At 66.4% G+C, this 21,723-nt stretch carries 16 protein-coding genes and 2 pseudogenes; 11 read left to right on the top strand and 7 right to left on the bottom strand.

The window, feature by feature from the left end; genetic code table 11:
- Window positions 1-10: 10 nt before the first annotated feature.
- Window positions 11-2,023 carry a M3 family metallopeptidase gene (locus tag ACX5I6_RS14330; protein WP_461840906.1) on the bottom strand — a complete coding sequence of 671 codons (2,013 nt, stop codon included), beginning with the start codon at window positions 2,021-2,023 and terminating at the stop codon, window positions 11-13.
- A gap of 163 nt (window positions 2,024-2,186) precedes the next feature.
- Here ACX5I6_RS14330 and ACX5I6_RS14335 point away from each other — a divergent pair, with 163 nt between their 5' ends.
- Window positions 2,187-3,548, top strand: coding sequence for a ferredoxin reductase family protein (locus tag ACX5I6_RS14335; RefSeq protein ID WP_461840907.1), 1,362 nt, complete (start codon window positions 2,187-2,189; stop codon window positions 3,546-3,548).
- Window positions 3,549-3,576: 28 nt separating this feature from the next.
- Here ACX5I6_RS14335 and ACX5I6_RS14340 read toward each other — a convergent pair.
- Together ACX5I6_RS14340 and ACX5I6_RS14345 are read right to left on the bottom strand one after the other, a co-directional pair.
- Window positions 3,577-4,331 (bottom strand): annotated as a pseudogene (locus ACX5I6_RS14340) (type 1 glutamine amidotransferase).
- Window positions 4,328-5,620, bottom strand: a complete 1,293-nt coding sequence (locus ACX5I6_RS14345) for a MurT ligase domain-containing protein (RefSeq protein WP_461840908.1) — start codon at window positions 5,618-5,620, stop codon at window positions 4,328-4,330. Before ACX5I6_RS14345 ends, ACX5I6_RS14340 begins: the two are co-directional and overlap by 4 nt.
- Before the next feature lie 91 nt (window positions 5,621-5,711).
- On the opposite strand from ACX5I6_RS14345, the gene pdxT reads away from it, so the two are divergent.
- The 9 genes and pseudogenes from pdxT to ACX5I6_RS14390 all read left to right on the top strand — a co-directional run bounded on the left by pdxT (window position 5,712) and on the right by ACX5I6_RS14390 (window position 15,625).
- Window positions 5,712-6,422 (top strand): pyridoxal 5'-phosphate synthase glutaminase subunit PdxT, encoded by a 711-nt coding sequence (gene pdxT / locus ACX5I6_RS14350; protein WP_285318002.1) that lies wholly within the window; start codon window positions 5,712-5,714, stop codon window positions 6,420-6,422.
- Between the two features lie 3 nt (window positions 6,423-6,425).
- Window positions 6,426-7,181, top strand: a complete 756-nt coding sequence (locus ACX5I6_RS14355; RefSeq protein WP_461840909.1) for a YebC/PmpR family DNA-binding transcriptional regulator — start codon at window positions 6,426-6,428, stop codon at window positions 7,179-7,181.
- Window positions 7,182-7,216: 35 nt separating this feature from the next.
- The gene (ruvC, locus tag ACX5I6_RS14360) at window positions 7,217-7,795 is read left to right on the top strand and encodes a crossover junction endodeoxyribonuclease RuvC (RefSeq protein WP_018761453.1); all 579 of its coding nucleotides are present in this window, start codon (window positions 7,217-7,219) and stop codon (window positions 7,793-7,795) included.
- Window positions 7,796-7,884: 89 nt separating this feature from the next.
- Window positions 7,885-8,528 (top strand): annotated as a pseudogene (gene ruvA, locus ACX5I6_RS14365) (Holliday junction branch migration protein RuvA).
- On the top strand, window positions 8,521-9,606 hold the full coding sequence (gene ruvB / locus ACX5I6_RS14370; RefSeq protein WP_461840910.1) for a Holliday junction branch migration DNA helicase RuvB: 1,086 nt from the start codon (window positions 8,521-8,523) through the stop codon (window positions 9,604-9,606). The pseudogene ruvA and the gene ruvB overlap by 8 nt, the downstream one beginning before the upstream one ends.
- Window positions 9,607-9,815: 209 nt before the next feature.
- Window positions 9,816-10,211 carry a preprotein translocase subunit YajC gene (yajC, locus tag ACX5I6_RS14375; protein ID WP_461840911.1) on the top strand — a complete coding sequence of 132 codons (396 nt, stop codon included), beginning with the start codon at window positions 9,816-9,818 and terminating at the stop codon, window positions 10,209-10,211.
- 100 nt (window positions 10,212-10,311) lie between these two features.
- On the top strand, window positions 10,312-12,069 hold the full coding sequence (secD, locus tag ACX5I6_RS14380) for a protein translocase subunit SecD (RefSeq protein ID WP_461840912.1): 1,758 nt from the start codon (window positions 10,312-10,314) through the stop codon (window positions 12,067-12,069).
- Window positions 12,069-13,085 (top strand): protein translocase subunit SecF, encoded by a 1,017-nt coding sequence (gene secF, locus ACX5I6_RS14385; protein ID WP_461840913.1) that lies wholly within the window; start codon window positions 12,069-12,071, stop codon window positions 13,083-13,085. Before secD ends, secF begins: the two co-directional genes overlap by 1 nt.
- Window positions 13,086-13,234: 149 nt before the next feature.
- Window positions 13,235-15,625: a RelA/SpoT family protein gene (locus tag ACX5I6_RS14390; RefSeq protein ID WP_461840914.1), complete on the top strand. Its 2,391-nt coding sequence runs from the start codon at window positions 13,235-13,237 to the stop codon at window positions 15,623-15,625.
- Here ACX5I6_RS14390 and ACX5I6_RS14395 read toward each other — a convergent pair.
- The 3 genes from ACX5I6_RS14395 to ACX5I6_RS14405 form a co-directional block, all read right to left on the bottom strand.
- Entirely contained in the window at window positions 15,506-16,276 is a 771-nt protein-coding gene (locus ACX5I6_RS14395) for a hypothetical protein (RefSeq protein WP_461840915.1), read from the bottom strand. The two genes, ACX5I6_RS14390 and ACX5I6_RS14395, sit on opposite strands and share 120 nt — an antisense overlap.
- Window positions 16,277-16,368: 92 nt before the next feature.
- A complete protein-coding gene (locus ACX5I6_RS14400) occupies window positions 16,369-17,892 on the bottom strand; it encodes a DUF349 domain-containing protein (RefSeq protein WP_461840916.1) in 1,524 nt (507 codons plus the stop codon).
- A gap of 67 nt (window positions 17,893-17,959) precedes the next feature.
- Window positions 17,960-18,778 (bottom strand): peptidylprolyl isomerase, encoded by an 819-nt coding sequence (locus ACX5I6_RS14405; protein ID WP_461840917.1) that lies wholly within the window; start codon window positions 18,776-18,778, stop codon window positions 17,960-17,962.
- Window positions 18,779-19,004: 226 nt separating this feature from the next.
- On the opposite strand from ACX5I6_RS14405, the gene hisS reads away from it, so the two are divergent.
- Window positions 19,005-20,369 (top strand): histidine--tRNA ligase, encoded by a 1,365-nt coding sequence (gene hisS, locus ACX5I6_RS14410; protein ID WP_461840918.1) that lies wholly within the window; start codon window positions 19,005-19,007, stop codon window positions 20,367-20,369.
- Here the strand turns inward: hisS and ACX5I6_RS14415 are convergent.
- A complete protein-coding gene (locus tag ACX5I6_RS14415) occupies window positions 20,366-21,631 on the bottom strand; it encodes an APC family permease (protein ID WP_461840919.1) in 1,266 nt (421 codons plus the stop codon). The two genes, hisS and ACX5I6_RS14415, sit on opposite strands and share 4 nt — an antisense overlap.
- Between the last annotated feature and the right edge of the window lie 92 nt (window positions 21,632-21,723).

Raw genomic sequence — 21,723 nt, forward strand, 5'->3', positions numbered from 1 at the left:
TTTATGAAGGTTATTCCAGGCCGCGGCGCTTGAGCAGCGGGTCGAGCCGGGCGTCCCGGCCGCGGAAGGCCCGGAAGGACTCCAGCGGGTCGCGGCTGTTGCCGCGGGAGAGCAGTTCGGTGCGGAAGAAGTCCCCGTTGGCCCGGGACAGGCCGCCGTTCTCCTTAAACCACTCGACGGTCTCGGCGTCGAGCACCTCGCTCCAGATGTAGGAGTAGTAGCCCGCTGCGTACCAGCCGCCGGCGAAGATGTGCTGGAAGTACCCGGTGCGGTAGCGGGGCGGGATCAGGCTGTGCGCGACGCCGGCGGCGGCGAGGGCCTTCGCCTCGAATTCCAGCGCGTCGTCGGGGATCCCGTCGCCGTCGAGCACATGCCAGGCGAGGTCCAGCAGCGCGGCGCCCAGGTACTCGGTGGTGCCGAAGCCCTCGCCCCAGAGCGCGGCGGCGTCGAGCTTGTCCACCGCTTCCTGCGGCAGCGGCTCGCCCGAGACGTTGTGCCGGGCGTAGTTGGCCAGCACCTCCGGCCACATGATCCACATCTCGTTGACCTGCGAGGGATACTCGACGAAGTCCCGCGGCACCGAGGTTCCGGAGAACCGCGGGTAGGTCACGGCGGAGAACAGGCCGTGCAGGGCGTGGCCGAACTCGTGGAAGGTGGTACGCAGCTCGTCCAGGGTCAGGAGCGTCGGTTCGCCGGCCGCCGGCTTGGAGATGTTCAGGTTGTTGATCACCACGGGACGGGTCCCCAGCAGGTCCGACTGCTCCACCAGGGAGTTCATCCACGCCCCGCCCCGCTTCGACTCGCGGGTGTAATAGTCGCCCAGGAAGAGGCCCAGGCCCGTGCCGTCGGCGTCCTTAACCTCCCAGACCCTGACATCGGGGTGGTAGCCGGCCAGGTCGGTCCGCACGTGGAACGTGATGCCGTAGAGGGCGTTGGCCGCGAAGAACACACCGTCCGTCAGCACCCTGTCCAGCTCGAAGTAGGGCCGCAGTGCCTGCTCGTCCACGGAGTACCGCTCGCGCTTCACCTGGGCCGAGTAGTAGGCCCAGTCCCAGGCCTCCAGTGGGTGCCCGGCGACCTCGGCGAGGGCCTCGGCCTCGGCGTCGGCGTTCCGGACCGCCGCCGGTGCCAGCCGGTTCATCATGGCCTGGACAGCTTCGAAGTCGGGGGCGGTCTGCTGGTCCACGCTGAGTTCGGCGAAGTTGGCGAAGCCGAGCAGGGCGGCCTTTTCGGCGCGGAGCCGGACCATGTCCTTGACGAGGTCCAGCACATCGAGGCTGCCCCCGGCGCTGCCTCGGCCGATCGAGGCTTCGAACAGCCGGCGGCGCACCTCCCGGTTCTCCAGTGCGGCCAGGGCCGGCTGGTTGCTGGGTTGGATCAGGGTCAGCAGGAACTTCCCCTCGTGCCCAGCGGTGCGGGCGGCCTCGGCGGCGCTGGCGACGTCGTCCGCCGGCAGGCCCGCCAGGTCGCTGGCATCATCGAGCAACAGGGCGGCCGATTTCATCCCTTCCTTCACCCGCTGCCCGAATTCGGTTCCGAGGGTGGACAGTTCGGCGTTGACCGCCTTGAGGCGTTCCTGGCCGGCGTCGTCAAGCTGGATGCCGGACTGGCGGAACTCCTTGAGGTATTCCTCCACCAGCCGGCCTGATTCGGCGTCGAGGCGGTCGGTGTCGATCGCGGAAAACCTGTCGAACAAGGCCCGATTGAGATATATCTCGTCCTGGTGGGCTGACAGGAGCGGCGACAGTTCCGTTTCCATTTCCCTGATCCGCGGCGAGGCGTCGGCGGAAACCAGCGTGAAGAAGGCAGCGGCGGCCCGGTTCAGCAGTTGCCCCGAGCGCTCCGTGGCAAGTGCAGTATTTTCGAAGGTCGGGGCCTCTTCAGAGTCTGTGATGGCCTTGATCTCGCGCACGTGTTCCGCCAACCCTGCCCTGACGGCCTCCCCGTAGTGCTCGGCGGTGAGGAATTCAAAGGGCGGCAGGCCATAAGGCAAGGGACTCGGGGTCAGCAGCGGGTTCGTCATGGGGTAAACCTTTCACAGCAGGCCACGCTTCTCAATTATCCGAAAAGGCGGCTGCAGCGCGCTGCCCTCCCTAGAATTGCGAGTGCGGGCCACGAACGGCCCGCACTTTGCGTGTCCTTTGCCTGGATCCGCAGCAGGTTGCCACCACGAAGGGATCCGGCTAATGACCAAACCTGCCACGAGGCCACGGGCCGCGATCCTGGGAATGCCCCTCCGCTGGATGGGTCCTGGAGCGGTGCTGGTGCTGGCAGTGGCCTACGCCGTGTTCTGGTATGCGGTGCGTCCGGCGGGGGAACCTGTCCTTGGGTACGTGGGGCAGCTTTTCGGTGGGGAGTCGGTCCTGCTGTACTCGATCGCCCTGGTCCTGGTCAGCACGCTCCCGCACGTCGAACCGATTTTTGGCGGAATTGACCACGCGGCCATCTGGCACCGGAGGGCGGCAATCACGGCAACTGTCCTGTTGCTGCCGCACATTGAATTTGCGGCCAGCCCCGAGGCCACGAGCCTGGGCAAAACGTTGGCCGTGGTGGCCATCTGCGGCCTTATTGCGCTGGTGGTGTGGGCCATCCTCCCGCGGTGGCGGACCATGCTTCCGGCGGCCGCCCGCCGCGTCGTCATCGCCTCGCTGCAAACCCGGGTCTTCGAACTGGCAGGCCGCGTGCTCGGTGGCTATGAACGCTGGCGCGGGTTCCACCGGCTGACCGGACTGTTCGTGGCTGCCGGATTCCTGCACGGCCTGCTGGATGCCAGCGCTTTCGAGGCAGCCCCCGCGTTGCGGTGGAGCTATGTGGCCATCGGGGGGACGGGGCTGGCGTTCTATGCCTATCGGGAGCTGCTTTCACGCCACTTCCTGCCGCACCACGATTACCAGGTATCGGGCGTCCGGACGGTCTCTGCGGACCTGGTGGAGGTGGCGCTCCGTCCCCTCGGCCGCCCCTTGGGTTTCAAACCCGGGCAGTTTGCCATGATCTACCTGGAAACGGCAGAAGGCTGGCAGCGGCATCCGTTTTCCATTTCCGGGCCCGCGGGCGAGGGCGGCATCAGCATCACGGTGAAGGCTCTGGGGGACCACACCACCAGGCTTCCGGACGTCATCCAGCCGGGGATGCCGGCGGTGGTCGGGGGCCCCTACGGACGTTTCGACCGGCACCGCGGCACCGCCGACCAGGTCTGGATTGCCGGCGGCGTGGGCATCACACCGTTCCTCAGCTGGCTCCGGTCACTCGACGCGGAACTGCACGAAAACGTCCATTTCTTCGTTACATCGGCGGGACCCTCCCCGTTTGCCGAGGAGATCGCCGCCGTCGCCAGGAACCATCCGCGGCTTACGGTCCACGTGGTGGACACCGCGGCGGACGGCCGCCTGACCCCCGAGGCGGTCCTGGAAGCCGTGGGCACCGAACCACGCAGGCTGTCGGTGTTCATGGGCGGCCCGGACACCATGCTGCGCCAGTTCCGGAAGGCCTTCCGGGCAGCCGGGGTCCGCCGGGCCAACATCCACCGCGAGTATTTCCAGTGGCGCTAGAAGGCAGCGCCCGCGTGCGGCAGTGATTTTAGCGGGGCCTGCGGGCTGCGTGCTCCCGCGCCAAGACAGCGTAGGCATCGTCCGGTGTTCCGGGGAGAAGCTGCCGAACTTTCGTTCTGCCGCGGTCCGGATCAGGAAGTCGGCAATGGCCGGGTTCTTGGGCAGCAGGGAACCGTGCAGGTAGCTTGCCACGATATTCCGGTACCGGGCACCTTCGTGGCCGTCAGTGCTGTTGTTCCCGGTTCCCTTGGGAACCGTGCCCAAAGGCCTGACCCCGCTGCCCAGGGTGGTTTGTCCGCTGTGGTTTTCGTAGCCAAGGACTTCGCCGAACTCCGTGCTTGACACCTTGACGTTGCCGATCAGGCGCTCGTCCGTGCCGTGGGTTTCCACGTCCAGGATGCCGATGCCCGGGATCACTGCACCGGTGCGGGTCTTGAAGAAGCGGCCAAAAAGTTGGTACAGGCCGCAGATGACCAGCATGGGTGCGCCTTCTTCGGCCAGTTCCCGCAATTCGCCGGCCCGGGCCTGCAGGTCGTCCTGGATGATCAGCTGGCCGCTGTCCTGCCCGCCGCCGCCGACGATGATGTCCACATTGTCGGGGAAGGGATCGCCCACGTTGTATTCGAGGACATCCGGCGTATAGCCGTGCCAGGCGATCCTGCGTTGCAGGACCAAGGCGTTGCCCCAGTCGCCATAGATGTTCATGTCCCGCGGGTAGAGCTGCACCACGCGGAGCGTGCCCTTGGACGGCGTGGCAGTTGTCGAGTCTTCGGCCGGATTCACGAGACAACCTCCACGGTGGTGATTTTGGCCAGCTCACGGCGGATGGCCAGCATGGCGGTGTACGTGCAGAAGATCCGCTTGGGCTTCCCGCGGCCTTCCCTGATGAAGGCCGCCAGCGCGGGTGCGATCTCGGGCTGGACGGCGCCGATGCGGACGTCGTCATATTGCAGCCGCAGCGCCATGTCATAGGCCCTGGAACCGGTCAGCTCGTCAACACCTTCGGCCCGGAGCGAATCGAATTCCACATCCCACAGCCAGGACATGTCCCGGCCGTCGGCGTAGTTGTCATTGATCGCGATCATGGTGGCGTACCCGCCGGCCGGGAAGGACTTGAGCCCCAGCCGGAATCCGCTGGGGTTCTTCACCAGGACAAGGTCAAGCGGCAGGCCTTCAACGGTCAGGCTTTCTCCGCGTCCAAACGCGGGCGCCACCTTGGACAGCGCCTCCAGCAAGGTGGCGTGGTTGGCGGAGGCGGCTCCGCCGCCGCAAATGCTGCGGGCCAGCGTCAGTGCCGCCGCGGCGTTGAAGATGTTGTACACGCCCCGCAGCTTCATTGCCGTGGTGACCGTGCCGCCGTCGTACGCAAACTCGGCGCTGTCCGCGCCCACCTTCAGCAGTACGACGTCGGCCTGCGGCTTCTGCGGCCGGCCCGCCGGGGCGGGGCTGCCGGGGGCCGCGCGCATGTCGTCGTCGTTGGGAAAGGTTCCCAGCAATGATTCGTCGAGGCCGAAGTACTTGACCTCCTGGCCCGTGAGGGTGTCCGCGATGCGTGCCACCCGCGGGTCCTCACGGTTCAGCACCACGGTTCCGGTGGTTTTGGCGGCGATGTGCTGGAGCAGCTGGGCGGTTTTGTCGATCTCGCCAAAGCGGTCCAACTGGTCGCGCAGCACATTCAGCAGCAGGCAGTAGCGGGGCGGGACGCTGTTCACGAAGTGCACCGCGTGGGCTTCGTCGAGTTCCAGGACCGCGACGTCGGCGTCGAGCCTGCCACGCCAGTCCACCTCGCCCAGGAGCGCCGCCGCAACGCCGCGGGTGAAGTTGCTGCCGGTGCGGTTGGTGAAAACTTTCAGTCCCTGGCTTTCGAGCAGTTCAACCACCATTTTCGTGGTGGTGGTCTTGCCGTTGGTGCCGCTGACGACGGCCACACCGTGGGGGAGGGTGCTGAGCGTCCGCCGCATGAACCCGGGATCGATTTTCTCGACCACCAGGCCCGGCAGGGCCGAGCCGCCGCCCCGAAGCCGGGACAACCGGCGGACCAGCTTGCCGAGCGGAACACTGAAGAAGACCATGTTTTGAATATATCCCAGCAACGGCATGCAACCGCTGCCGGGACCGTGCCGCCGGACCGTGGGCGACGGGCGTGGCCCGTATGCTGGAGGGATGACAAATCCCCCTTCAGCTGCTCCTGCGCGCGTAGGAGCAGGCCTGCGGATCGGTGTCCTGGCACTGCAAGGCGATTTCCGCGAGCATCTCCATGCGGCCGAGGCTACCGGCGCCCGCGGCGTGCCGGTGCGGCGTCCCCGGGAGCTGGACGGCCTCGACGGCCTCATCATCCCCGGCGGCGAATCGACCACCATCGACAAGCTCGCCCGGGCCTTCGAGCTCGCCGATCCGCTCCGGAAGTACATCGCCGAAGGGCTCCCCGTCTACGGCTCGTGCGCCGGCATGATCCTGCTTGCCTCGGACATCGCGGATCCCGCAACCGACCTCGCAGGCGCCCCGCAGCAGACATTCGGTGGGCTGGACATTACCGTCCGCCGCAACGCGTTCGGGCGCCAGCGGGAGTCCTTCGAAACCGACCTGGACTTCAAGGGGCTGGACTTCAGCGCCACCGAATCAGGGGTGGCCCCGGTGCACGCCGTGTTCATCCGCGGCCCGTGGGTGGAGCGGGTAGGCCCGGGAGTGGAAGTCCTCGCCCAGGTTGAACCGGCGGACCCGGAGCACGCCTCCCACGCCGTCCCGCTGCCCGGGGCGGCTAGAATTGTGGCAGTGCGTTCCGGCCAGCTGCTGGCCACCTCCTTCCACCCGGAAGTGACTGGCGAAAAACGCGTACACGAACTTTTTATCCGCATGATCAGAGGAGAAGCGTAAAGCATGTCAGGCCACTCCAAATGGGCGACGACCAAGCACAAAAAGGCGATCATTGACAGCCGCCGCGCCAAGTCGTTCGCCAAGCTGATCAAGAACATCGAAGTAGCCGCCCGGATGGGCGGACCGGACCTCGCGGGCAACCCGGGCCTGGAACTTGCGGTGACCAAGGCCAAGAAGACCTCGGTCCCCAACGACAACATCGACCGCGCCATCAAGCGCGGCGCCGGCCTCACCGGCGAAGTGGTGGACTACACGGAGATCATGTACGAAGCCCGTGGCCCCCAGGGCTCGGCCCTGCTGATCGAGTGCCTCACGGACAACAAGAACCGCGCGGCCTCCGAGGTCCGCCTGGCCATCTCCCGCAACGGCGGCACCATTGCCGACCCCGGGTCTGTCAGCTATCTCTTCACCCGCAAGGGCGTGGTCAACCTGCCCAAGAACAGCCTGAGCGAGGACGACGTCCTGATGGCCGTGCTGGATGCGGGCGCCGAGGAAGTCAAGGACAACGGCGAGACTTTCGAGATCCACTCGGAACCGGGTGACCTGCAGGCCATCCGCGAGGCCTTGGCGGAAGCCGGCATCGAATACGATACCGACGAGGTGGAGTTCGTCCCGTCGATGCAGGTGGAACTCGACGTTGACGGCGCCCGCAAGTTCCTGAAGCTGGCAGACGCCCTCGAAGACCTCGACGACGTCCAAAACGTCTACAGCAACGCCGATCTCAGCGACGAAGTCCAAGCTGCCCTGGAATCAGAGTGACGTCCCACCTTGCCAGCTAAGGCCCGGCACCAGCGGTGACGCTCCGCGTCCTGGGCGTCGACCCCGGCCTGACCCGTTGCGGGATCGGCGTGGTGGACGTCGAGCGGAACCGCAGGGCCACCATGGTGGCCGTCGGTGTGGTGGGCACCTCGCCCGAGGAATCGCTGGACCGGCGGCTGCTGGTTATTGCCACCGCCATCGACGAGTGGCTGGACCGGTACGAACCCGAGGTCCTCGCCGTCGAACGCGTCTTTTCGCAACTGAACGTCAGCACCGTGATGGGCGTGGCGCAGGCGTCCGGCGTCGTCATCGCGGCGGCCGCCCGCCGCGGCATCCCGGTGGCGTTGCATACGCCGTCGGAAGTGAAGGCGGCGGTCACCGGGAGCGGTTCGTCCAACAAGGACGCCGTAACCAAGCTGGTCACCAAGATCCTCCGCCTCGAGGCGCCGCCGCGGCCGGCTGATGCCGCCGACGCGCTGGCTCTGGCCATCACCCACGCGTGGCGGGCCGGGAGCGGTGCGGCCGTGGCAACCACCGGGCCGGGCAGTTCGTCCTTGACGCCGGCCCAGCGGGCGTGGGCCGAGGCCGAGGCGAAGGCGCGCCGCGCACGCTGAATGCCCTTGCCGCTTGCTAGGGTATTCGTAGATATGTTCGGATAGCCGGGTGCTCACTGCGAGGCCGGCGATACAACGGGAGCCCGGCCTTGATCAGTTTCCTCCGCGGAACCGTAGCGCACGTTGGCCTGTCCACGGCCGTCATCGACCTCAATGGCGCAGGCATGAGCGTGAACGCGACGCCGCAGACCCTCAGCCGGCTGCAGGTGGGCGAACAGGGGCAGCCTTCACGTCCCTGATCGTCCGGGAGGATTCGCTGACGCTTTTCGGCTTCGCCTCCGACGACGAACGCGAGGTTTTCGACGTCCTGCTCAGTGTCAGCGGTGTCGGCCCCAGGCTTGCCCTTGCCGTGCTGGCGGTCCATGAGCCGGAGGCGATCCGCGTTGCCGCGCACACGGGGGACAGCAAGACGTTCACCAAGGTTCCGGGGATCGGTCCCAAGGTGGCGGGCCGGATCGTGCTGGAACTGGCCGGCAAGCTCGTTCCACACGGGACCGCTCCCGCGGCCGGCGCCGCAACCCCTGCCGAGGCCGCCTGGAAGCCGCAGGTGATCGCCGCAATGACCAGCCTTGGCTGGTCCGAAAAAGACGCGTCGGGCAGCATCGACAAGGCCTTGGCCGACGAACCCGAGGTCTCCTTCCGCGGCAATGTTCCGGAGATCCTGCGCACCACGCTCCGCTGGCTGGGCCAGGACGGCGCCCGGGCAGGCAACCGCGTAGGCAGCCGTGGCTGAACCGTCACTGGTTGCAGCGGGGGAGGAGCCGGAAGAACGGGCCATCGAGGCGGCGCTGCGGCCCAAGAACCTCGATGATTTCGTTGGGCAGCACCGCGTCCGCAAGCAGCTGTCCCTGGTGTTGCAGGCCTCCCGGATGCGCGGGCGGACGGCGGACCACGTGCTGTTTTCCGGGCCTCCCGGCCTCGGCAAGACCACGCTGGCCATGATCGTTGCCGCGGAGATGAACGCACCCTTGCGGCTCAGCAGCGGCCCCGCCATCCAGCATGCCGGCGACCTCGCCGCCATCCTGTCCTCCCTCTCGGAGGGCGAGGTGCTGTTCCTGGACGAAATCCACCGCATGTCCCGGCCCGCAGAAGAAATGCTGTACATGGCCATGGAAGACTTCCGCGTGGACATCGTGGTGGGCAAGGGCGCCGGCGCCACCGCCATTCCGTTGGAGCTCCCGCCGTTCACCCTGGTGGGCGCCACCACCCGGGCCGGCCTGCTCCCGGGCCCGCTCCGGGACCGGTTCGGCTTTACCGGCCACCTCGAGTTCTACTCCGTTCCCGAGCTTGAGCTGGTCCTGCGGCGCTCCGCCGGCTTGCTGGACCTGAAAGTGAACTCCGCTGGCTTCGCCGAAATCGCTGGCCGTTCCCGCGGCACCCCCCGCATTGCCAACCGGCTCCTGCGCCGGGTCCGGGACTGGGCGCTGGTGCACGGCATCGAGCAGATCGACTCACGGGCAGCTTCAGCCGCCCTGGACATGTACGAAGTGGACAAGAAGGGCCTGGACCGGCTGGACCGGGCCGTCCTTGAGGCCCTGATCACCAAGTTCGGCGGCGGCCCCGTAGGCCTGTCCACGCTCGCCATCGCCGTCGGTGAAGAAACCGAAACCGTGGAGACGGTGGCGGAACCCTTCCTGGTCCGCGAGGGCCTGCTGGGGCGGACCCCCCGCGGCCGGATCGCCATGGCGCCCGCCTGGACGCACCTGGGCTACGCCATCCCATCGGGAATCTTCGCGCAGGAACAGCTGGACCTTTTCGATTCCGGGGAAGAAGCCGCCGGCGGCGGCGAATGGGCCCCGGAAGGCCAATAGCAGGCTCCCTTCAGCTTTTCCCTTTAGACTGGTATGACGCCCGGCACGTTCGGCGCTTTGTTTCGCCGGTGGCCCTGACGCCTCCGTCGCTTGGGGAAGGAACCGTCAGGCTTTGCCTGCGTCTACATCCCGCCCCGGCTGAAGCGAGGCCGACGTCGCTGGAAAACCGGCAATACCCACGCAAAAGAACGGAATTCCCCTTGGATCCAATGTCAATTCTCCTGTTCGTCATGCTCGGCGTCTTCATCTTCATGATGTTCCGCCGCAACAAGAAGACGCAGCAGCAGCAGGCAGAGCTCCAGTCGAAGTTTGCCCCGGGCGTGGAGGTCATGACCAGCTTCGGCCTTTTCGGCCGGATCGTGGACATCGACGAAGCAGAGAACAAGGTCACCCTTGAACTGTCCCCCGGAAACCTTGCCACCGTGCACCGCCAAGCGGTGACCAAGGTGGTCGAGCCTGCAGCTGAGCCGGCCGTCGCCTCGCCTGCCGTCCCCGACGATGCTTCCTCGCTCACCACCCCGGAGACTGGCAGCCCAGTGACGGGCGCCGAGACTCCCGAGGAAACCCTGAAGCGCCTCAACGACGAGGGCAAGAAGGACAGCTAGGCCCGCTGGCTCCTTTCCTCCCTCTACCGCTGCGGATTGCCGCCGGCGCAGGCTGCAGCCCGCGCCGGCGGTTCTTCCGCGAATAAGAGAAAGATCGACAATGGCACGAACTGGCCGCAAGAAACCAGGGCTTCGCGTCCTGGTCTGGCTTGGTGTACTCCTGGCAGCGCTGGCCGCCGTCCTAGCTGGCGGCACCATTGCCGGACAAGCCAGCTGGGCACCCAAACTGGCCCTGGACCTCGAAGGCGGCACCCAGATGATCCTGGCGCCGAAAGTTGAGGGTGGTTCGGACATCAACGAACAACAACTCAACCAGGCCGTGGCGATCATCCGCCAGCGCGTGGACGGCTCCGGCGTCTCCGAAGCGGAAATCAGCACCCAGTCCGGCCGCAACGTGGTGGTCAGCCTTCCCGGCACGCCGTCGGCTGAAACCCGGAACCTGATCCAGGCCTCCGCCGACATGAACTTCCGCCCCGTCATCCTCAACGGTGACGGAGCAGCTGTGCCGCCGGAGTCACAGACACCGGATGACCAGCTGCCCAAGCCGACCGCTGCGCCGGCCAACAGCAGCGACACCAACTGGATCACGCCGGAAATCTACAAGCAGTTCGAAGCGCTGGACTGCAACAGCGCCCAGGCCGAGAACCCGCAGCGGTCCGATCCAACCAAGCCGCTGGTAACGTGCGAACCTGCCACCGCCAAAACCCCCGCCATCAAGTACATCCTGGGGCCGGTGGAGGTCAAGGGCACGAACATCGTTACCTCGTCCTTCCAGCTGCAGCAGGGCGCGCAGGGCGCGGTCACCAATGACTGGGCCGTGAACATCCAGTTCGACGCCGAAGGCACGGCCAAGTTCAAGGACGTCACCGAGCGACTGAACCAGTTCTACGTAGCCGCGGGCGGCGAATCGGGCACCGATCCGAAATCCCAGTTCGCCATCGTGCTGGACGATCGCGTCATTTCCGCTCCCCGGTCGCTGGCCGTCATCACTGACGGACGCCCGCAGATCACGGGCGGGTTCACCGAACAGACAGCCAAGGCGTTGTCCGACCAGCTGAGGTTTGGCGCCCTGCCCATCAGCTTCGAAATCCAGAGTGATCAGCAGATTTCGGCCACCCTCGGTGGTGAACAGCTGCGTATGGGCCTTTTGGCCGGCCTGATCGGCCTCCTCCTCGTGGTGGTCTACTCGCTGTTCCAGTACCGGGCCCTCGGATTTGTCACCATCGCATCCCTGGTGGTGGCCGGAGCCCTGACCTACCTGGCCATCGCGATCCTTGGCTGGACCGAGAACTACCGGCTGTCCCTGGCGGGCGTCGCGGGCATCATCGTGGCCATCGGCCAGACGGCGGACTCGTTCATCGTCTACTTCGAACGCATCCGTGACGAACTGCGCGAGGGCCGCGGCCTGGTGTCCGCCGTCGAAAACGGCTGGAAGCGTGCCAAGCGCACGGTCCTGGCCTCCAAGGCGGTCAACCTCCTCGCGGCCCTTGTCCTGTACTTCGTGGCCGTAGGCAACGTCCGGGGGTTCGCTTTCACGCTGGGCCTCACGGCCATCGCCGACCTCATAGTGGTGTTCATGTTCACGCACCCCACGCTGCAGCTCCTGGCGCGCACAAAGTTCTTTGGTGAGGGCCATAAGTTCTCCGGCCTGGACCCGGAGCGGCTGGGAGCGGTGCCGCTGTACCGCGGTGCCGGCCGCATCCGGACCCCGGAGGACCGGCCCGTGGCGGTGCGCGGCAAGAATGCCGGTGCAGCTGCCGAGGCCGAACGACGCATGACCATCGCCGAACGGCGCTTGGCGGAGAAGCAGGAACAGCTCGCCGGCTCGTCGAAAACCTCCGCGAAGGAGAACAAGTAATGTCAGGCTTCGCCAGTTTTGGTAACGAGCTCTACACCGGAAAGCGCTCCTACGACTTTGTGGGCGCCAAGAAGATCTGGTTCCTCATCGCTGCCGTGGCAGTGGCCTTGTCCATCATCATCCCGGTGGCCAAGGGCGGCTTCAACCTTGGGATCGAGTTCCGCGGCGGGTCCGAGTTCACGGTTTCCAATGTGAAGACGACTGACCCCACCGTGGGTGAGCACGCGGTCACCGATGTTGTGGCCGGCAGTGTTCCCCGGGTGGCGAACATCGCAGGCAACACCATGCGGATCCAGACCGACAAGCTGGCCGATGATGAAACCCTCAAGATCAAGCAAGGCCTGACCACGGCCTATGGAGTCACCGACAACGAGGTGACGTCCACGTTCGTCGGTCCCACGTGGGGTGCTGACGTGACCAAGCAGGCGTTGATCGGCCTGGTGGTATTCGTGCTCCTCGCGGCGTTGCTGATGGCCCTGTACTTCCGCACCTGGAAGATGTCGCTCTCGGCTCTTGCCGGTATGGCGGTGACGATGTTCATCACCGCCGGGGTTTACGCCCTGAGTGACTTTGAGGTCACGCCGTCGGCCATCATCGGCTTCCTCACGGTACTCAGCTACTCGCTGTATGACACCGTCGTGGTCTTCGACAAGATCCGGGAAAACACCTCCGGCATCGATGCCTCCACCCGCCGGACTTTCGGCGAGGAAGTCAACCTTGCCGTCAACCAAACCCTGGTCCGCTCCATCAACACCATGATGGTGGCCATCCTCCCCGTGGGGGCCATTCTCTTCATCGGGGCCGGGCTCTTGGGTGCAGGAACCCTCCGCGACCTGTCGCTGGCGTTGTTCGTCGGCATCCTCATCGGCACCGCCGCGACCATCTTCGTGGCTGCCCCGATGTACGCGTGGCTCCGCCAGGGCGAACCTGACCTCGTCAAGCAGGCGCGGCGCGTCGAACAACGGCGGGCGGGCACGGCGGAACGGGCAGTTCCGGCCTCGCCGGCCAAGGCCTGATCCCGCCGCCGACGGCACCCGCTACTCCCTGCAGGACCGGGCAACGCAGACCCTGCGTTGCCCGGTCTTCGCATATGCGGGGCCGGTTATAAAAGTCACTGCCTTGGGGAATAGACTGGGGTAATTAAATGGTGGTGAGGGGTGCTTCATTGGAAGAACGATCGGCGTCGGCGCCTACGGCAGAGGATGATAAGAATCCTGCCGGTGTACAGGCCGGTATGGCATCTTCGGCGCGCTCCGGATCGTTGGTTCCCGTGGACAATTCAGGCTCGCGCGCCACGTTTCCCGGCCGCCGGGAGCGTACCAGGTCCAGGCTTGCCCGCCTGACGGGACGGGGAACGGCCACTTACTCGCCCATCCTCGAACCACTGCTGCGGACCGTCCGGGCCAACAATCCCAAAGAGGACTTCGACCTCATCCAGCGCGCGTTCGACGTCGCCGAGCGAAGCCACCGCGGGCAAAAACGCAAGAGCGGCGACCCCTACATCACCCACCCCGTGGCCGTCGCCACCATCCTGGCCGAACTCGGGCTCAGCGGCACCACCTTGGCAGCGGCCCTGCTGCATGACACCGTGGAGGACACCCCGTATACCCTGGCGGACCTGAAGCGGGACTTCGGGCCCGAAGTGGCCATGCTGGTGGACGGCGTGACCAAACTGGACAAGGTCAGTTTCGGCGAAGCCGCCCAGTCCGAGACGGTCCGCAAGATGGTCGTCGCCATGGCCAAGGACATTCGGGTGCTGATGATCAAGCTGGCGGACCGGCTGCACAATGCGCGCACCTGGCGGTTCGTGTCCGCTGAGTCGTCAGCCCGAAAGGCGCGGGAGACCCTGGAGATTTTCGCTCCGCTCGCGCACCGCCTGGGCATGAACACCATCAAATGGGAGCTGGAGGACCTGTCCTTCGCGGCGCTCTATCCCAAGGTGTACGAAGAGATTGTCCGGATGGTGGGGGACCGGACCCCCGAGCGGGAAAAGAGCCTTGGCGTCATCCGCGACCAGATCACCGAGGACCTGCGTGCCGCCCGCATCAAGGCCACCATCACCGGCCGGCCCAAGCACTATTACTCGATCTACCAAAAGATGATTGTCCGCGACAAGGACTTCGACGACATCAATGACCTCATGGGTGTCCGTGTCCTGGTGGACTCCGTCCGGGACTGCTATGCAGCCCTGGGCACCATGCATTCGCGCTGGAACCCGTTGCCCGGCAGGTTCAAGGATTACATCGCGATGCCCAAATTCAACATGTACCAGTCCCTGCACACCACCGTGATCGGCCCCGGCGGCAAGCCGGTGGAAATCCAGATCCGGACGCACGAAATGCACCGCCGGGCCGAATACGGCGTGGCCGCACACTGGAAGTACAAAGACCAGCCGAACCGCACCGCCGTCGGCCCCGGAAGCCCGCGCGACGGCGACATGGGCTGGCTGCGCTCCCTGGTGGACTGGCAGCAGGAGACATCCGATCCCGGAGAGTTCCTGGACTCGCTCCGCTTTGAAATCAACGCCCGCGAAGTGTTCGTCTTCACCCCCAAGGGCGAGGTCATGGCGTTGCCGGCGGGATCGACGCCCGTTGACTTCGCCTACGCCGTGCACACCGAAGTTGGGCACCGCACCATCGGCGCCCGCGTCAACGGGAAGCTGGTTCCGCTCAACAGCGAACTGAACCACGGCGACTGGGTGGAGATCTTCACCTCGAAGGCCGAGGGCGCCGGCCCCAGCCAGGACTGGCAGCACTTCGTCAAAAGCGCGCGGGCCCGCAACAAGATCCGGCAGTGGTTCAGCAAGGAACGCCGCGAAGAGGCGATCGACCGCGGCAAGGAACTGCTGACCCGCGCCATGCGGAAGCAGAACCTTCCGCTGCAGCGGCTGATGACCCACGAGGCCCTGGCTGCCGTGGCCGAGGAATTCAAGTACACCGACATCTCCGGCCTCTACGCGGGCGTGGGTGACGGCCACACCTCGGCCCAGTCCGTCATGGAAAAGCTCATCGAGAGCCTGGGCGGCAACGAAAGCGCCGATGACGACGTCGAAGAAGTCAGCATCCCCACCCAGGTCACCAAGGCCCGCTTCTCCGATTCCGGCGTTGTGGTCCGCGGCGTGGGCGACGTCTGGGTGAAGCTGGCCCGTTGCTGTACCCCCGTGCCGCCGGATCCCATCCTCGGGTTCGTGACCAGGGGTTCGGGCGTTTCCGTGCACCGCACCGACTGCACCAACATCTCCGACCTCAAGGACCAGCCCGACCGGATCGTGGACGTTGACTGGGCGCCCACCCAGTCAAGCGTGTTCCTGGTGGAAATCCAGGTAGAGGCGCTCGACCGCAAATCGCTGCTCTCCGACGTCACCCGCGTCTTGTCGGAGAACCACGTCAACATCCTGGCGGCCAGCGTCCACACGTCCACCGACCGGGTGGCCATCTCAAAGTTCGCTTTTGAAATGGGCGACCCCAAGTACCTCAGCCACGTGCTGAGCGCGGTCCGACGGATCGATGGCGTGTTCGACGTCTACCGCACCACCGGGAACAAGCGCCGGAGCTAACAGCGCCAGTTTTTCCAGCGCTGCCCGCTTGTGGGGAACCCGGGGTGTGGCCTCGATGGCACGCACCAGCAGCCCGAGTCCCACGTCCTGCTGCGGCCGCGCCAGTAACGCCGTAAGGGCAGGCAGGGCGCGTTCGGCTTCCACGTGCAGGGCAATATCCAGCGCCGTCCGCAGCGGAGTGGAGACCATCAGGCCGCCCAGGCTGATGACATCGAGCGGACCGAGCTTCACTTCGTGAAGGGTGCAGCCGCGCGTGTTCCGCAGGCTCGATACCCTCCGTTTCGTATCCACCAGCAGGGCCAGCCGGTCAGGTTCCGCCGCGCAACCGAAGATCCAGGCTGCGGTCATCCGGCCGGCCACCACGCGTTGCCGTACCGCCGTGGGAACCACGGCGGCGGCTGCCCGGGCCCGCAGCTTCGGCGAGGCCGGCAACCCGGGCAAGGTGTAGCCGTGTTGGTGGAACCGGGCCAACAGGCCGTCGGCGGCTAGGGATTGCAGTTCGGGGGCCGCAAAGGGAGCCCCCGGCGCGTACAACTCCGGAAAACGGGGCGCGGAGGCAGCGTCCGTGCCCGGGAGTTGGCTGCCTGCCGGAGTGCCCGCCGCGCCAGGGCTGTGTTGCCCGGAAACCGAAGGAACTGGTGCTGTGGCCATGTCCCCATCCTGCCCGGATGGCCGTTAACGAGCACAGGCCCGGTCCGGGTTATGTGGATAACCGGACCGGGCCCGCGTCAGTCAAGAAAAGGTCAGGACAGCTCGCTGGCCGAGCGCTGGATCTGGTCCAGCCAGGCCTGGCGTGCTTCGAGGGCTTCCTGGGCGGCCTTGATCTTGCGCTGGTCGCCGCTCTTCTCTGCCTTTGCGAGGTCCTCCTGGAGCCCTGCAATGGCAGACTCCAGCTGCGACAGGGCACTGTTGGTACGGGCCTTGCGCTCGGGGTTGGACCGCTGCCACTGCTCTTCCTCGGCGTGGCGGACGGCATCCTCCACCTTCCGCAGGCCTGCCTCGATCCGGCCCATGTCGGCGCGGGGGACCTTGCCTGCTTCTTCCCACCGGTCCCGGACGGACTGCAGTGCCTTCTTGGCGGCCGCAAGGTCGTTCACCGGGAGAATCGCGTTAGCCTCAGCCAGCAGCTCCTCCTTGACGGCGAGGTTGGCCGTGTACTCCTGGTCAATCTCGTCGTTGGCAGCCTGGCGGGAGGTGAAGAACACGTCCTGGGCGGCACGGAACCGGGCCCACAATGCGTCGTCGTCCTTCCGGCTGGCGCGCGGCGATGCCTTCCACTGGTCCATCAGCCGGCGGTACTCGCCGGCGGCGAAGCCCCAGTCCGTTGAGGTGGACAGCGCCTCAGCCTCGGCGATCAGCTTCTCCTTGGCGGCCTTCGCCGCCGAGTTGTTGCTGTCCAGCTGCGAGAAATAAGCCCGGCGGTGGCGGTCGAAGACGGTACGTGCAGCCCTGAACCGCTTCCACAGCGCATCCTCGTTGCTTCGGCCCAGCCGGACACCGCTCTTCTGGGCGGTTTTCCAGTTCTCGAACAACTCGTTCATCCTCGCACTGGAGGTCTTCCACTGCGTCTGCGCAGGATCCTGGCCGGAAATCTCCTCCGCTTCAGCCACGATGGCTTCCCTGGCCGCGAGTTCGGCGGCGCGGACGGCGTCGTGCTCGGCCTTTTCGGCTTTCTCGAGTTCCGTGATCTGTCCGGCCAGCTTTTCCAGCCTGGCCTCGGCGGCGCGGAGGTCGCCCACCATGTTCCGCTCGGCGAGCTGCTCGTGCAGGTGGGTCACGGTCTTCTGCATGTCAGTGCTGGGAGCCTTGGAGCTTACCCGCTGTTCAAGGAGCACGATCTGGGCCAGGACGTCGTCATACTTCCGGGCGAAGTAGATCAGGGCTTCTTCACCGCTGACGCCGGGGTACTGCCCAACCGGGTGTTCGCCGCCGTCGATCGTCAGGTAGACGTGGCCGTCCCCTTCCACCCGGCCCCACTTGGAAGCCTCGGCGACGGAGGTGCTGGGAGCGGCGGGAACAGGTGCGGCGGCAGGAGCGGCAGCGGCGGGCTTCGGGCGGGACGCAAACGCGGCAGGAGACGGCGCGGATGGCCGGGGGCCCGGAGCCGGTGCGGGGGCCGTTTCCGGTGCCTCCGCGGGAGCGGCCTCTTCCGGGGCTGCGGCTGCCGGGGGGTTGGCTGCTTCGGTGCCGGCGCCTTCGCTGGTGTCCGAGGCCGCCGCCACGGTCAGGTCTGTTGCTGTTTCGTCGGATTTCTGACTGTCTGTCACCGCTAAAAGTCTTTCGCTTGGAGGGAAATACTCACGTACTGCACCGTGGCCACTGGGGCCCGGCGTCCTACTTCAGAGAAAACGAGTCTATCGTGACTGGTTGGATCGGCGCGCCGTCTGTGGCACTGGCCCCGGGCGTAATGCCTGCGGCGGCAATCCTGGACACCGCATCCAGGCCGGACGTCACCTTTCCCACCACCGTATAGCCGCCGGCAGAGTCCGGATTGATCACGGTGTCCTTGTAGACGATGAAGAACTGGGTGCCGTTTCCGTAGGCGTTGTTGCCGGTCCGCGCAACGGCGATGGTCCCTGCGGGATATTTGTTGTCGGCAGGGGTGTTTTCCAAGGGGCCCCAGGAGTAGTTCGGGTCACCCTGGCCGTCACCGTTGGCGGAGCCGCATTGCAGGACACCGAACTGGTCCGCTGTGGTCAAGCGGTGGCAGGTCTTGCCGTTAAAGAAGCCTTGGTCGCTGAGCGACTTGAACACTGCGGCCGCTTGGGGCGCCTTGGTGCCGTCCACTTCGACGCCGAGGGGGCTGCCGTTCAGTGACAGTTCGCCGGAGAATGTCTTGCCGGCGGCGGTGTCTGCTGCGGGAATGTTCGCCCCGTTGGACACTTGCGGGGACGGGGTGGCGGAGGCGCTTGCGGACGCCGACGGGTCGGTCAGCCCGGCCTGCGCGGCAGCGTATTCGTCCTCGGTGGGATTTCCGGCGAAGGCGGTGAGTTGAAGCACGACGGCGAGCGCGACGGCGGCGGCTCCCGCGCCGGCGGCCACGAGGTTGTCGCGTTTGCGCCGCTTCTCCTGGCGGCGCCGCAGCTCGCGCTTGGCCTCCATTTGCTGGATGCGCCGTTTTGTTTCGCGGGCACTGCGTGAACTGGCCGCCAAGGGTCCTCCTCGTCGTCGGGCTGCTGATGCCCGGCGGATGGCCGCCGGGCGCAGGTGGGGCCGCCATCAGCGCCGGTCCGCTGCATTAGAGATGCACACGGATGGCGCATAAACTGGCTGCCGCACATAGTTTATGCATGGCTGGCTGTGCTGCCGCCGAACGTCGCCTTGGAGCGGCGCGCGGGCAGCCCCCGGCGCACCTTTCACCGTAAGGAGAACTTTCCCCATGGCACGCACCGCCTCCCTGTCCGGATTCCCCGAGTGGCTTCCCGAGGAGCGGCTGGTGGAGCTGCATGTGCTCGATACCCTGCGCCGGGTCTTTGAACTGCACGGGTTTGCCTCGATCGAAACCCGCGCCGTGGAAACGGTGGGCCAGTTGTTGCGCAAGGGAGAGATCGACAAGGAAGTGTACGGACTCAGCAGGCTGCAGGAGGACGAGAGCGACAACCCCGTCAAGGGCGGCAAGGCCGATCCGCACGCCCTTGCCCTGCATTTTGACCTGACGGTTCCGTTTGCCCGGTACGTCGTGGAAAACGCCGGGTACCTGGCGTTCCCGTTCCGCCGGTACCAGATCCAGAAGGTGTGGCGCGGCGAGCGGCCCCAGGAAGGCCGGGCCCGGGAGTTCACCCAAGCGGACATCGATGTTGTGGGCGACGGTGAGTTGCCGTTCCGCTACGACGTGGAGATTGCCCTGGTGATTGCTGAGGCGCTCAGCGCGCTTCCCATCCCGGACTTCCGGCTTCGGATCAACAACCGCAAGCTGGCTGAAGGCTTCTACCGGGGGATCGGGCTCGATGACACCGCGGGCGTGCTGCGCAGCATCGACAAGCTCGAAAAGATCGGTCCCGCAAAGGTGGCGGAATTGCTGAAGACAGAGCTCGGTGCCACCGACGAGCAGGCAGGCAAGGCGCTGGAGCTGGCGGCCATCCGCACGGAAGACACCTCGTTCGTGGCGAAGGTCCGCGCCCTGGGCGTCAGCGACGAGCTCCTGGACGAGGGCCTGGATGAATTGGAGCAGGTGATTGATGCCGCCGTGCAGCGCGCCCCCGGCAAGGTGTTGGCGGACCTGAGCATTGCCCGCGGCCTGGACTACTACACTGGCACTGTCGTGGAGACTGTCCTGGTTGGCCATGAACAGCTGGGATCGATCTGCTCCGGCGGCCGCTACGATGCACTGGCGTCCAAGGGCAACCGGAAGTTCCCGGGGGTTGGCCTGTCCATCGGCGTCACCCGCCTCGTGTCCCGGATCCTCAGCCAGGACCTGGCCAAGGCCTCCCGTTCCGTGCCCACGGCCGTGCTGGTGGCCCTGAGCCACGACGACAGCTGGGGCGCAGCGCAGGACGTTGCTGCCCTGCTTCGCAGCAGGGGCATCCCCACGGAGGTCGCGGCGAAGGCCGAGAAATTCGGCAAGCAGATCAAGTTCGCCGACCGGCGCGGAATCCCGTTCGTATGGTTCACGGACGACGACGGCACGCACCAGGTCAAGGACATCCGGACCGGTGAACAGGTGGTGGCAGCCCCGGAGACCTGGGCCCCGCCGCTGGAGGACCTGACCGTCCAGGTGAGCACCACAGCTACCGCGCCGGCCTAGCGGCCGCGCTGCCGGCCATGCTGGTGCTGCCGGAAGCGCAGCACCAGCCAACGGCCGGCCGTACCCGCGGCCAGGACCGCTGCCATGGTCAGCAGGGGAGCCGGCGGCAGCGTGAAGGCCAGCACCACGCAGCCCAGGAAGCCCGCCGCGTTCAGCCAGCGCGGCGCATAGCCCGGTTGCGTAGGAAGGGTGTAGGCGGAGGCGTTGGCAACTGCGTAATACACCAGCACCCCGAAGCTTGAGAAGCCCACCACGGTCATTACGTCCGTGGCCAGCAGGAGCAGGATCACGACGGCGGCCACGGCCAGTTCCGCGACGAACGGAACGGTGTGCGCCCCGCCCACCCTGGCCAGGGGGCGGGGAAGGTCACCTTCCCGCGCCATGGCCAGGGTCGTGCGCCCGACCCCGGTGATCAGCGCGAGCAGGGCGCCCAGGCATGCGGCGGCGGCACCAACCTGCACCAGTGGTGCGCCCGCCGCCAGCTGCGATGCCAATACCGCGTCCAGGAGGGGAGTCCCGGCAGCAGCGAGCCGGCCTCCCAGATGGGCCTGCAAGAGTAGGGCCAGCACCAGGTAGATGGTGAAGGCAGAGGCCAGCGCGGCCAGAATGGCCCGTGGAATGGTGCGGGAGGGATCTTTGACTTCTTCGCCCAGCGTGGCGATCCGCGCGTACCCGGCGAAGGCGAAAAACATCAGCCCGGCCGCTGGAAGGACCCCGGCCGGGCCACCGGAACCCGGACCGGCCGCGTCCGCCGCAGGATGCGGTCCAAGGACTGCGGCAACGGCGACGAACACCAGCGTCGCCACGACCACACACAACAGGATCCGCGTGAGCTGGGCGGTGCGGGTAATCCCCAAGAGGTTGATGCCGGTCAGGGCAACCACGGCAGCGACGGCCACCGGCACGGCATAGCCCGGTGCCACGTAATTGCCGAAGGTCATGGCCATGGCCGCGCAGGACGCGGTCTTGCCCGTGACGAATCCCCAGCCGGCGACAAAGCCGGGCCACTCACCCAGTTGCTTCCGGCCGTAAACATAAGTGCCGCCGCTGGTGGGGTACCGTGCGGCCAGCGCCGCGGAGGCAACCGCGTTGCAGTAGGCCACGACACCGGCGAGGACCACGGACCAGACCAACAGGTTGCCGGCCAGGGCTGCGGCGGGGGCAAACACCACGAACACGCCGGCGCCCAGCATGGAGCCAAGGCCTATGGCGGTGGCATCGAAGGCGCCGAGCCGGCGTTGGAGCTGCTGGGGTTGGGCCATGAGGCGGCAGTACCTTTCCAGCGGGTAAACTCGGACGGGATCGTTCCCGGAACGATCATATTGAACTTCCCACTGTTTTCCCGCAGAAAGGC

The organism is Arthrobacter sp. MMS24-T111 (assembly GCF_054888995.1).